11 protein-coding genes and 1 pseudogene are annotated in these 11683 nt (G+C 58.1%); 10 read left to right on the top strand and 2 right to left on the bottom strand.

Annotated elements, in window-relative coordinates; genetic code table 11:
* Nucleotides 1–177: 177 nt before the first annotated feature.
* Complete coding sequence (locus NKJ55_RS22495) at nt 178–1173, top strand: LysR substrate-binding domain-containing protein (protein WP_023722450.1); 996 nt, start codon at nt 178–180, stop codon at nt 1171–1173.
* Between the two features lie 1393 nt (nt 1174–2566).
* Here NKJ55_RS22495 and NKJ55_RS22490 read toward each other — a convergent pair.
* On the bottom strand, nt 2567–2791 hold the full coding sequence (locus tag NKJ55_RS22490; RefSeq protein ID WP_023722452.1) for a hypothetical protein: 225 nt from the start codon (nt 2789–2791) through the stop codon (nt 2567–2569).
* A 176-nt stretch (nt 2792–2967) separates the two neighbouring features.
* The gene (locus NKJ55_RS22485) at nt 2968–3687 is read right to left on the bottom strand and encodes a winged helix-turn-helix domain-containing protein (protein WP_352451776.1); all 720 of its coding nucleotides are present in this window, start codon (nt 3685–3687) and stop codon (nt 2968–2970) included.
* Nucleotides 3688–4256: 569 nt separating this feature from the next.
* Between NKJ55_RS22485 and NKJ55_RS22480 the strand changes: the two genes are divergently transcribed.
* The 9 genes and pseudogenes from NKJ55_RS22480 to NKJ55_RS22440 all read left to right on the top strand — a co-directional run bounded on the left by NKJ55_RS22480 (nt 4257) and on the right by NKJ55_RS22440 (nt 11646).
* Complete coding sequence (locus NKJ55_RS22480) at nt 4257–5636, top strand: alpha,alpha-trehalose-phosphate synthase (UDP-forming) (RefSeq protein ID WP_352451775.1); 1380 nt, start codon at nt 4257–4259, stop codon at nt 5634–5636.
* Nucleotides 5637–5871: 235 nt separating this feature from the next.
* Nucleotides 5872–6831: a LysR family transcriptional regulator gene (locus NKJ55_RS22475; RefSeq protein ID WP_352451826.1), complete on the top strand. Its 960-nt coding sequence runs from the start codon at nt 5872–5874 to the stop codon at nt 6829–6831.
* 265 nt (nt 6832–7096) lie between these two features.
* The gene (locus NKJ55_RS22470) at nt 7097–7792 is read left to right on the top strand and encodes a helix-turn-helix domain-containing protein (RefSeq protein ID WP_352451774.1); all 696 of its coding nucleotides are present in this window, start codon (nt 7097–7099) and stop codon (nt 7790–7792) included.
* Between the two features lie 138 nt (nt 7793–7930).
* Nucleotides 7931–8806, top strand: a complete 876-nt coding sequence (locus NKJ55_RS22465; RefSeq protein ID WP_352451773.1) for an Evf family palmitoylated virulence factor — start codon at nt 7931–7933, stop codon at nt 8804–8806.
* Between the two features lie 175 nt (nt 8807–8981).
* Complete coding sequence (locus tag NKJ55_RS22460) at nt 8982–9596, top strand: glutamate acetyltransferase (RefSeq protein WP_352451772.1); 615 nt, start codon at nt 8982–8984, stop codon at nt 9594–9596.
* 159 nt (nt 9597–9755) lie between these two features.
* Nucleotides 9756–10463 (top strand): DUF1906 domain-containing protein, encoded by a 708-nt coding sequence (locus NKJ55_RS22455; RefSeq protein ID WP_352451771.1) that lies wholly within the window; start codon nt 9756–9758, stop codon nt 10461–10463.
* A 260-nt stretch (nt 10464–10723) separates the two neighbouring features.
* Nucleotides 10724–11074 carry a recombinase family protein gene (locus NKJ55_RS22450; protein ID WP_023722460.1) on the top strand — a complete coding sequence of 117 codons (351 nt, stop codon included), beginning with the start codon at nt 10724–10726 and terminating at the stop codon, nt 11072–11074.
* Nucleotides 11055–11300 (top strand): annotated as a pseudogene (locus NKJ55_RS22445) (Sua5/YciO/YrdC/YwlC family protein); the annotation flags it as partial. The gene NKJ55_RS22450 and the pseudogene NKJ55_RS22445, both read left to right, overlap by 20 nt.
* The gene (locus tag NKJ55_RS22440) at nt 11293–11646 is read left to right on the top strand and encodes a hypothetical protein (protein ID WP_352451770.1); all 354 of its coding nucleotides are present in this window, start codon (nt 11293–11295) and stop codon (nt 11644–11646) included. The pseudogene NKJ55_RS22445 and the gene NKJ55_RS22440, both read left to right, overlap by 8 nt.
* The last annotated feature ends 37 nt before the right edge of the window (nt 11647–11683 follow it).

Genomic DNA, 11683 nt, shown 5'->3' with positions numbered 1-11683 from the left:
TTCCTGGTCGATGCCTGTCCAACTGCCGGCACATTGCCGGCACTACCCAAGCTTTGGGGTGAACCCGGTTCCATCCTGCATCTCCTCCCGAGACCACAGGATGATGCGACCGATTGACATTAGGCTCAATTCTCGTTTCTTAATATTCTGTGTAGCTGAGCTTAACTGACGAGGACGATGTCAGACATCAAGTTCAATTCGATGACGCATTTCGAGGCGGTCGCGCGGCTCGGCGGCGTGGCAAAGGCCGCGCAGGAATTGCAGGTGACACCTTCGGCGGTCAGCCAGCAGCTGCGGCTGCTCGAACACCAACTCGGGGTCCGGCTTTTTCAGCGCGAAAAGCGCCATCTCTCGCTCACGATCGACGGTGAGCGGCTCTTCCAGACCACCACCCAGGCTTTCGAATCCATACGCGAGGTGCGTAATGCCATCGTGCGGCAGCGCGAAAGCTTCCAGCTTAGCCTGCGCGTCAGTCCTTCCTTCGGCGAGAAATGGCTGGCGCCGCGGTTGGCCGAGTTCAGCAAGGGCTATCCGAGCTGGAATTTGCGCGTCGACGCCACGCCCAATTTCTCGGATTTCGAAACGGAGGTCATCGATCTCGATCTTCGTTATGGCGACGGCGGCTGGGCCGGCCTTTATTCGGATTGCGTCGTCAACGATCTGATCCTGCCGATGTGCTCGCCTTCCTATCTTGCCGAACTGCGCGCGATCTCACCGGATCCGCGCGAGCAGCTTCGCCATGCGCGGTTGATCGACAGTGTGAAGGCTTATTTCCGGTGGGATTATTGGCTGCCGTGCAACGGTATCCAGGGCGCCCGCATGACGTATCCCTATCGTTTCGACCGTTCGTCAATGTCGGTTCAACTGGCGAAGGACGGTGCAGGTGTGGTCCTGGAAAGCACATCCATCGCATTCGAGGACCTGGTGTCAGGTTCTCTGGTTCCGGTCTCGATAGAGTTCGAGGTCATCGAGTTTCCGGGATACTGGCTGGTCTGTCCTTCGCGGCATATGAACCGGCGCGCGGTTCGCCTGTTTTCGGACTGGGTGTCACGCGTGGGTAAGCGCGACACCGATCTGGCTCGCCGGTTTCTGGCGGATAAGCAACTGCGCATATCGTTCGAACGACGGCCTCATTTCGGGGCACGGGATGACAAAGCGGCGCCAATGGCGTGAACAGTTCGGCGTTCAAGACATGGCAAGACGAAGATTGACAGCACGTTGCGGTTGAGGAGCTGGCAAAACGCAGGCTGTGTGCAAGCGAAGGCGGGTTGGCCGCGCTTTTCCAGCGACCTTCCTCTTTTCCAACCCGACAACGACTGACTTACCTGTTTTCTGACGCAGCCGGAGACGGAGACACTCAGTTCATACAGCCGTAAATTACCGGCGTCATCGTCCGTGCAACGCTACAGGGAATGCTCGACAGCATTGTAATGCCATTCCGCCGACGCGGCCATGGCTTCAATGAACGCGAGTTTGACGGTAGCGACTAAGCAACCGAACCGTGGCGCCAATGACCTTCTGAGCTTCCTCCCATTTCGGAAGATCTCGTTCCCCAACACGCGTGGCGATCGCGGCCAGTATCCAACCTACGCAGCTGATGTCTTCGGCAGCCTTCAGTTTCTCATGCTGCAGGATGCAAGCTTCAATGCCCGGTCGGGGCGGAGACCCGGGCGTAGTACGCTCAGCGATTAGCTGCAGACCGGCGTCGTAGGCGGCGCAAATTTTAATTCTATCGCCCCTTTCCGATTTCATCACCACATTCGCCCAAAGGGCCAACTCAGTTAAAAGATCGGTTACTTCATCTCTCATTAAAAACTGCCGCTGTTTTCTTCATGAAACGAAATTCCACGATCCAGATAGCGCGTGGCCCGGACAATGAGCGAGGTATTTTCGGGGTTTGTTGTTATCGAGCGAACCACTCCTTCTAAGCTTGCCGAGAATGTTAGTCAAAACGCTCAGTTTGCTCGGCAGGATCGCCGTCTAGACACAGCGGGCAAACATACGCATGCGGTTTCGTTACCACCAAGACCACCGATGGCTTGTGGCAGCGATCACAGGCAAAATCCCGGTGTGCAGTAGGCCAAACGTCATTTTCTATCTTTAGAGCACGGAGCCCCATCGTTTGGCAGCCGTCATCTTGCTGCCAGCCGGCGGAGGGCGCTGGGCTGGCACAGTGGTCTCGGGTTTAATGCGGAGGTATGGGAAAGAGAGGCTCTCCCGGCTCACTGCGCCAGCAATGGTATCGGCACTCACAGGGGCGTCCCAGGTTGATTGGTGGCCCGTAGCGAGAAGACTCGATCGGGCGAGTTTGGCTGATTACTCGCATTCTGACCGCCGAATTCAAGAATAGTGTTGCCCTTGAGATAACTCTTCGCGCTTGAGTTGCACGTATGCAACAGTCACTACCGACCTGCGAGGAGCGGAAAATCCCGAAACCTTGTCGGCGCCGCGAGAGGCCCCTTATTTGAAATCGCGTCTTGGCTTGCGACCTGGATGCCTCGCGCGAATATGCCGGTCTGATGGTACAGACGAAGGCGACTGGTAAAGCGATCGGCAAGGCCGAAGGTTACGTCGCCGCCACAGCCGCTGCTCGCGAGTTCTTGTTCGTGGGCACGATCGGCATCGGGCGGGCCAGACCAAGATCGGCATGGCCAATCTCGCCTACAATCTCACCCGCCCGTATGGCACCAGGGGCGAACTGCGCCCGCATGACGACGAAGGCGGCGCAAACCGCCACCGCGATGCCAAAATCGGCAATCTCAACAACCAACTCCGAAGCGATCGCCGTCATCAGTCCACGCAGAAATCAGCGCGGCCCTACCGGTCCGCGAAACGCCGATAGTACGAGGTGCCCAGGTGGCTGGAGGCCATTCCTATGAAGGTAAAGCCTGACCCTATTCGTGATATTCTGAAGCGCCTGCAGTGGTGCTGGGTCACGTTCGCTTCCCGCGCGATCTTGGCCGTCCATCAACCACGGCGCGTCCTTAGTTCCTCAATATTCACGACACTGTCGAAAATATACCCCGCGCCGCGCTCGGTGCGGATATACTGCGGGCGCGGCGCCTTATCCTGCCCCAACTTACGGCGAAGGCGGACGATAAGAACATCGATGCTGCGGTAGTAGACCTCCTGATCATAGACACGGGTCGCCATCAGAAGCTGCTCACGTGAAAGGACCCGACCTGGGTTCTTGAGAAAGGCCATCAGGAGGTTGAACTCGCCGGCGGTGAGCTTGACGTCAGGATCCGTTCCCCGGCGCAAGCTCCGACGCTTGGTGCTAACTCGCCAGTCATCGAAACGGTAGATGGTGTTTCGGTCACGCTCCGGCCGCTGGCGCATAGCGGCGCGCACGCGGGCGCGGAACTCCGTAAGCCCGAAGGGCATAGTAATGTAGTCGCGAGCGCCGGTTTCGAGGCCAATCACCTTGTCGGCCTCATCTACGAAGTCACCGCTGATGATGATGATCGGAAGATCCCTCTTGGCACCAAAATCTCGAACGAACTGCAAACCGTCCTCTCGGCCGTAGCTCAGGTCGACAATTGCTAGATCAATCGCTTCAGAAGCCATATTGCTGGCGGCCTGCTGGCGGTTTTCGACCGCTCTGATGTTAAACTCATGCTTAGACAAGAAGCCCATAAGCGGTTCTCTCGTCAACGCGTCCTGACCGACGATGAGAATGTTCTTCATGGTCACTTCCTATTGACTGCAGCTTGGGCTGCCGGGGACGGTAGTCAAATTAGTGACGCTCAGCAGGTGGGACAATCTTCATCAGGCGTATTGCGGAATAGCGCAGACAAATAGGTCCTATGCAGAGTTCCTGCTGCGCAACAGTGCCCCCAAAGCCTGCTAGTTTTTGATGGATTGTCCGTCCTCTGCGACCACTCGTTCGGCAGACCGGGTTTATCCCCGCTGAGATTCGTATCGCTCCGGTCCTCTGGCACCATCACTGGAGCGCTTTTGCACCCAACTTCCTCTCCCGGCGGCTCCAATTCAGTTCAGCTTTGTTTCAATTTAAATCGCTGAAAAGTTGACATTCGTATGGATTCGTCGAGATTTATTGATCAGACGCAGAACTCGCCTTGATGTTAATTCCACTGTCTACAGGAAACTCATGATGCCCAACCTTTTATCTAATTCCAATCTCCTTTCTAGACCCATGCTATCCTTTCTTTTGAACTTGCATGTCTTATTGTGCAGATCGCTCAGGGGGCGGAGCTTTCATGAACGGCGGGATGTCCGAGAGCAGGAGAGTGGAGATGAGTAGACTGGTCGTAGTCTCAAACAGGGTTTCGCTGCCCGACGAGCATGGTTCCCCGCCGCCAGGCGGGATGGCGATTGCGCTGAGCGCTGCGCTCCGGCGAAGGCACGGCCTATGGATGGGCTGGTCGGGGAAGGTGAAAGCCGGGGAGGACCCGTCAGGGCCGATCTCACGCCGGGAGGCCGGCGGGATCAATTATGCGCTTACCGATCTCTCGCAGACAGATTTGGACGACTATTACTACGGCTTTGCCAACCGGGTTCTTTGGCCGGTTTTCCACTGCCGAGTCGACCTCGCCGAGTATTCCGAAGCACGAATGTCCGGATATCAGCGCGTCAACCGACTGTTTGCAAAGCTGTTGCAGCCGCTCATCAGCGACGACGACGTCATATGGGTGCACGACTATCACCTGATCCCGCTTGCGAAAGAACTGCGGAACCTCGGCTGCGGCAATAAGATCGGCTTCTTCCTGCACATTCCGTGGCCGGCGGCGGACATCCTCTTCACCGTACCGCACTATGATGATTTGCTACGCGGGCTTTCGTGCTATGACCTCGTCGGCTTTCATACCGATGACGATCTTAGTAACTTCGCCGAATGCTTGCGCCGTCAGGGGTTACCGGACCCCATCACAAACGGTGTGTGCCAAGCCTATGGACGTGTGTTTCGCTGCGGCGTTTTTCCGATCGGCATCGACACGGCCGAGTTCGAACGACTGGCCGAGCAGGCGGCGCGCAGCGAGACTCTGCAGGAGCCCTCTCAAAGGATTCCCGGTTGTAAAGTCGCGATCGGCGTCGACCGCCTCGACTATTCGAAGGGCATCGAGAACCGCATCGTCGCGTTTGACCGCTTCCTGCGGAGCAACGACCACCGCATCGGCAAGACGCAACTGCTGCAGATCACACCGAAATCCCGCACGGAAATACCGGCATATCTGGCGATGCAAAAGGACGTCGCCGAGCGGGTGGGGCGCGTTGATGGCGAACTCGGAACGATCGATTGGATGCCCGTTCACTACATCAACCGGTCCGTTGGACCCAGCGAGCTCGCCGGTCTATACCGCATGGCACGCGTCGGCCTGGTCACGCCGCTCCGCGACGGCATGAACCTTGTAGCTAAGGAATATGTCGCCGCACAGGACCCACAGAATCCAGGTGTTCTCGTGCTTTCGCGTTTTGCCGGCGCAGCCAGAGAGCTAGGCGGAGCGATCCTCGTCAATCCCTACGATCCGGAAGCGATGGCGAGGGCCATCGAAGAAGCCCTGGACATGCAGTTAGATGAGCGGATCGATCGTTGGCGGGCGATGATCGGCCGGCTCCGCGAATACAACGTCTATCGCTGGTGCGACGACTTTCTGTTAGGCCTGGATCAGCGCTGAGCTTTGCCGCGTTCCTGGGCCTAGCTTCGCCAGCATGAGGCTGACCGCGACCAAGTGAATCAGGCAGCATTTCGGCCTCGCTGAGCGATGCCGAATGTGCTGACGCTTAGCGCGAGCACACCGCTTACTAAGACGAGAGGAGAAGGCCGTGGATGAGCTCGCTTGCAGTCGCGAAACTTCAAAAAAGCGGGCGCAGCCGTTTGTCGCGGAACCTCGCGCCACACGGCAGCGGCAAATGCTGGCGTCGATTGACCTGAACTTGCTGTTTGCTCTCGAAGCGCTGCTGGAACACCGCAACGTCACGCATGCGGCTCGACACGTGGGCTTGAGCCAGCCCTCGATGAGCCGAGCGTTGAGGAGGCTGCGTGGCATTTTCAACGACGATCTTTTGGTTCGCGGCTCCATGGGCCTGGTTCCGACCCCGCAGGCCCAACGCTTGAGCCGAATGCTGCCGCCGGTGCTGGATGCGATCCGCGGGATAGTGAACGGCAGTCTTGCCCAAGCCAATTGGCGATCGAAGGCGATAATGGCGATGCCCGATCATCAAGGACTGGTCCTGCTGCCGCGGCTCCTGCCCCGGCTGCGCCAGCACGCGCCTCATCTGGACGTCGTCATCGATCCGCTTCTCTCCGGCGCGATGCGGCGGCTTGAGCTAGGCGAGATCGATTTGGCTATAGGGCAGATTAGCGCCTCGCCGCCCGGATACTTGAGGCGCAGCCTCTACTCCGACCGGTTTGCCTGCCTGCTGCGCCACGACCATCCAGCCCTGGCGCGGGAATGGACAATCGAGAGCTTCGCGGCCTTGCGCCACGCAGCCATTGCCTTGGACTCCAAAGACGGCTTCGGCCGGGTGCATGACGAACTGGTCAAGTTAGATCTCCAGGGTCGCGATCCGGTGTTGGTTTCCAACATCTTGACGGCCGCGTTGGCGATCGCGGCGACCGATCTGCTGTTGATTGTACCACGCCGCGTCGCGACCAGGATCGCCGCCTTGCTGCCGCTAGCGATTATGGATCCGCCTGTGCAATTGACACCCTATGAAGTCGCGCTGATTTGGCACGAGCGTTCCCATCGCGACCCGGAGCATCGTTGGCTGCGCCACGAGATCGCCGTCGCCGCGGCGGCGGGAACTGAGAGCAAAATATCCCAACTGGGAAGGCAAGTGACTGATGAGTCGCCTAGGCAAGAAACGTGATCCGAATCCGGGGCTATCGTCAGGATATGACGGAAAAAGTTTATTGCCCTGCTCGCCCGTTGGGAGGGGAAGCTGGCTCTGCTGTGCCAGCGCATTGAAACCGTGCCGGTTTCGACAATTTGAAGCGAGGCAACAGGGCCAGACGAGAAGGTATCATACGCCCAGCCATCTATATACAGGCCAAAAACCGCCTCTCTTCGACCGCCATTCGGCCGCGCCAAGCCTTCCACAGGCCAGCTTCCCATGGTGTCTGTGAGGTGCCTGCATGCTGGCAGCATATCTTGGCTCGGACCCCGAAGCATGCAAGTCCTTGGCACTAATCGCGAGTTCTCTGAGGCAGATCGATATCCTTGATCACCGTTTATTGCGGGCAGGGCGCTCCGCGCAGATCGTCATCGTCGATTGTCGCGAACCGATTCACGACAAGCACGGGCGTGCGAAGCTCTCGCCCGAACCTGTCAAACTGGCTCTGGTTCTGGAAGAGAGCCTGGATCGACAAGCGGTCTTCTCCAACGGGTATTCCGATTACCTGTTGTGGCCGCTCACCGAGCAGGAAGTTCTGCGCAGACTTACCGCCTGCATCGTTCAGTTCGCGCAGCGTTCTACCCCGCCTTTCTTCTCAGCCGATCCGATCGTTCAGAATTCATGCAGTCTGCTGGCGCAGCGGGTCGATCAGCAGATCACCCGCGTCGAATTGGCGCGAATGGTAGGGACCAACAGGACAACGCTCACCACCCGTTTCGAGACATCGTTTGGCTGCGGGCCAATGACTTGGCTACGGCGCTACCGGATGACGGAGGCTGCTGACCGGTTGCGTAACGGGCATGAAAGCATCGCCAAGGTCGCCGAATCCTTCAGCTACGAGAACAGCAACAACTTCTCCACAGCCTTCAAGGCGTTTCATGGCCTCTCGCCACTGCGCTATCGCAAAATGATACGGCGCAGAGAAAAGCCTGTCTAACGCAAAGGTGGGGGCCGGAGCGAATTGGTATAAGGCGACGCGGGCACGCAAAGATCATCTCATCTCCGAGGCGTTTCCGCGCTTTGGGCACCTTAAGCTCTCGACCAACGCTGATGTCTCACAGCAGGAGGATAAAGCATGTCGAACGCATTTTCAGTGAATGTTCAAGAGCATGAACAGCGCTATTCCAAAGAACACTATGAGGCGGCGTCCGCATTTTTCTACGCCAAGCCCCTTGTTTTGGCCCAGTTAGATGCTGCGCCCCCCAGTGACGACACGATCGCCAACGCTCAAGGGACAGTGCAGTTTCACCTCATCGGCCAAAAAACCGACGATCCGACGTACAGCGGCACCCTCAATGAGAATCAGGACAATCTACTGGCAATAGGAGGAATTATTAACGACTACATGCATACCCATTATGCGAACATCGATGCACAGAAGCTTGATATCAACACATGGACCGATGTTGTTGGCAACATTCCAGATCTCTCTATGGGCAGGCAAAAACTGAAGAGTTTTTCAAAAAAGGTGGCCGGGACGTCGGTCTCAGCTACTTTCCTCTCGCTGATTGCCAAGGCGATCATTACCGACGGGGCATCGTTGCTGCTGGATTTCCAGTCCTTCCTTACAGAAATGGGGAATCTCACCTTCAGTGCAAACGGCAAGGCGCAGCGATACAAGGCGCTGACATGCACCTACCAGAGCTACCTTCTCGATAATGGGGCAGGCGGATATTACGACTACGGAGCAATCGTTCTGCGGCAGATCGAGTTCAAAGAGCACTTCCTCGAGCTGAAATCCTCTTGTTCGTCGACCCACTACGTCCGCGTCGACATGGACTATGCCGAGGTCACCAATCTTGTTCAGACCCGTCGGATCCGCAAAGGCGGCCCCGATCACGAAAACTTCCAGGAGCTTGTGAATAAGAACTCCACCGACCAGTTCAAGAAGGCCAAGAACTTTTTCAACGGTGGCTCGACGCCGCAACAAGACATCAAGCCGCAGGTCTGATCGTCAGGCCTTTGATCGCGAAAGCAGCGCACCCAACCAATAGCGTGGATTTGGACGAACGTCGCCCGCATCATGGATGCGATAGAGCGGTCCGGTAAGCCCTTGCGAACTACCGATGCTCTGTCGCGCCCCCGGTGCCGGCGAACTCCGGTCCCGCTTCCATAGGGAAGCAGACATGAACCCATTCGCAAAAACAGCTGCGGGCCTTTTCCTGGTGATCGGCCCGCAGAGCAGCCAACCGCTCGAGGCGGAGAGGATTTGCTCTGCCATGGTCCAGAAACTATTCGAAGACCAAACCCGGACTCTGGATTCTCGAGCATGGCAGAATGCCGCGCAAATGGTACCGAACAAGGTGGAAACCGCCACGACTTCAAGAACGCTAAACCGCACGATGGACGTGGCGGAATTGCCCAGTGCCTTTGCGTCAATTTGCGCGAATGCCGCCGACGGCAATGAAGCTGGCGTCGGTCTGGCAAAGGCAATCCGTAGCTATCTGAGCAAACACGGCGAACCGACGGCGTTCAATTGCCTCGTCCTAGATCAATCCGACTCCGCGGAAGTCCGTCTATCTTTAACCTGCCTTGCCGTGGTCGAAGTTGGAAGCGCTGACAGTCTCGCCATCACCTCGATATTGCTCTCCGCATCGCTGAACCTGTCAAACGAGCAAACGCAATCCACTATCGCGCAGGTTTTCGGCCGTTTCAGCTCGCCGAGCGACTCACCGTACTACCTGCGCTTGTTCTCCAGCCGGCGGTCCCATAGTCAGAGACGTAGCGACATTCTGCAATAGACCCAAGGGCAAACAGAGGAATAGCTGATTGCGTCTGCGCCGCGTTGGTGGCTGCGGGAAATGACATCAAAAGGCTGCGCGAAGAAATAGCGTGGGAGGGCGAGGTGACCGTATAAACTGCGCATTTCCATACAATTTCGGCCTTCGGGGAGACGGACTATGCACGATATTATCGACGTCCCGCAGAACGTCGGCGATTTTGCTGTGTGCTTGGCAGAATCTGGCGTCAATACAGTAATCCGGTACTACAACCATCGGAATAGTACACCATTTCCCTCAAAATGTCTGACAGGGGAGGAACTCGCCGCCCTTCATGGTGCTGGAATATCGGTAGCTGTGGCCTTCGAGCAGCGGGGTGGCGCGGGCGGCAATATCAGAGACTTGCATGGTGCGGCTGGAGAGCGAGACTCCGGTCGTGCGCTTGATCTGGCCGCCGCGTTGGGACAGCCCGAAGGCTCCGGAATCTATTTTGCAGTCGATTGGGACTACCACACACCACAGCATCTTGCACGAATAGCACCCTACTTCAGGAGTGTGCGGAATGCGTTGGCTGGCCGTTATCTCGTTGGCGTTTACGGATCGGGCACGGTCGGACACCACATGAAGCGCCAGGGGCTGGTGGACCATATATGGCTCTCTGGCTCGTGGGGATGGTCCGGAACGAGACAAGCGCTCAAGCAGGGGGATTGGTCGCTTTTCCAAAAGTTTATGGAAAAGCGTTCCGAGATCGGGGGCTTCGGATACGATGGAAATGTCGTCAATCCGGCCCTTGAAAACTTTGGTCAATTTGGGCCGGCAGGTACTCTCCCCTCTCGCGACGCGAAGGAACGTCTGCGTTGTTCAAAGTTGCTGCGCGAGGAGCGCTAAATCTTCGCTCCCGGCCGGGCAAGAGCTTTCGCATGGTCGATTCCTCCCGAACGGTACAATGCACGCCCACGCCTTGTCACGCTCCACCGGAAGCTTCTCCCGCTGCGTCTTCGTCATCGATATCCCGGCATCGTTCATCCCTTCACAAACCGCTTGCCTTACGGCGCCATAATGGAAAGAGGATTGTGAAAGGCTCCGCACCTGTATTCTCGTGGACACCCTCGGCCTTCCATAAACGACCGTTTGCGAAAGGAACCAGAGTGCTGATCGGCTACGCCCGCGTGAGCAGAGGCGACGACCAGTCGAACACGGCGCAGGCCAGGGCGCTCGCCGATGCCGGGTGCAAGCGTATCCTCAAGGAGGAGGCCTCCGGCGGTCGCTGGGAGCGGCCGGAATTGCACAGGATGCTTGATCATTTGAGGGAGAGCGACACTGTCGTCGTCTGGAAGCTCGACCGTCTGTCTCGCTCACTCAAGGACGTTCTCACGATCATGGAGCGGATCGAAGCCACCAGCGCCGGTTTCCGCTCGCTGACAGAAGCGATCGACACGACGACAAGCCGGCCAGTGCCGGAACCGAGCGGCGCCGATCGTGCTGGTGAAGCGCCGTGACAGCTGCGGCGTTGCGGCGGGCGTGGCGCCGCAGCACGAGCGGCTCGGTTTCATGCTGCCCTACACGCCGTTGCATCATCTCTTGCTGCGGGCGCTGGACGGTCCGGTGGTGATGACCTCCGGCAATCGCTCGGGCGAGCCGCAATGCACGGACAATGACGAGGCGCGGCAGGAGCTTGCCGGGATCGCCGACTTCTGGCTGATGCACGACTGCGAGATTGTCAACCGGCTCGACGACAGCGTGGTGCGATTCGACGGGCACGGCATTTCGGTGTTGCGGCGCGCGCGGCTTCGCGCCGGAGCCGCTGGCGCTGCCGGCGGGCTTCGATGGCCCGGTCAGGGCGCTGGCTGCGGGCGGCGATCTAAAGGCCGCGTTCTGCCTGGCGGGCGACGGCAACGCGCTGCTGTCGCAGCATCTCGGCGACCTCGACGAGCTGAAGAACCAGAACGCGTGGAGGCAGGCGTTGGGGCTGTATCGAAGCCTGTTCGACACGAAGCCGGACCTCATTGTGGCCGACCGGAATCCGGGCTACCGTTCGACCCAACTGATGTTACTCTGCCGGCGATGGTGATGAGGGTTTCGGCCAGGTGCTAAACATCATTGGCCGC

The sequence above is a fragment of the Mesorhizobium sp. M0106 genome (genome assembly GCF_040322715.1).
Lineage (GTDB): Bacteria > Pseudomonadota > Alphaproteobacteria > Rhizobiales > Rhizobiaceae > Mesorhizobium.
Note: the sequence above shows the minus strand (reverse complement) of the source record. Positions and strands in the feature narration are given on the sequence as shown.

Bases quoted from the DNA above. Each gene is read 5' to 3' on its own strand.
- NKJ55_RS22460 (WP_352451772.1), top strand. From the start codon at position 8,982: ATGAACCCATTCGCAAAAACAGCTGCGGGCCTTTTCCTGGTGATCGGC.
- NKJ55_RS22470 (WP_352451774.1), top strand. From the start codon at position 7,097: ATGCTGGCAGCATATCTTGGCTCGGACCCCGAAGCATGCAAGTCCTTG.
- NKJ55_RS22465 (WP_352451773.1), top strand. From the start codon at position 7,931: ATGTCGAACGCATTTTCAGTGAATGTTCAAGAGCATGAACAGCGCTAT.
- NKJ55_RS22455 (WP_352451771.1), top strand. From the start codon at position 9,756: ATGCACGATATTATCGACGTCCCGCAGAACGTCGGCGATTTTGCTGTG.
- NKJ55_RS22490 (WP_023722452.1), bottom strand. From the start codon at position 2,791: ATGACGGCGATCGCTTCGGAGTTGGTTGTTGAGATTGCCGATTTTGGC.
- NKJ55_RS22495 (WP_023722450.1), top strand. From the start codon at position 178: ATGTCAGACATCAAGTTCAATTCGATGACGCATTTCGAGGCGGTCGCG.
- NKJ55_RS22485 (WP_352451776.1), bottom strand. From the start codon at position 3,687: ATGAAGAACATTCTCATCGTCGGTCAGGACGCGTTGACGAGAGAACCG.
- NKJ55_RS22480 (WP_352451775.1), top strand. From the start codon at position 4,257: ATGAGTAGACTGGTCGTAGTCTCAAACAGGGTTTCGCTGCCCGACGAG.
- NKJ55_RS22475 (WP_352451826.1), top strand. From the start codon at position 5,872: ATGCTGGCGTCGATTGACCTGAACTTGCTGTTTGCTCTCGAAGCGCTG.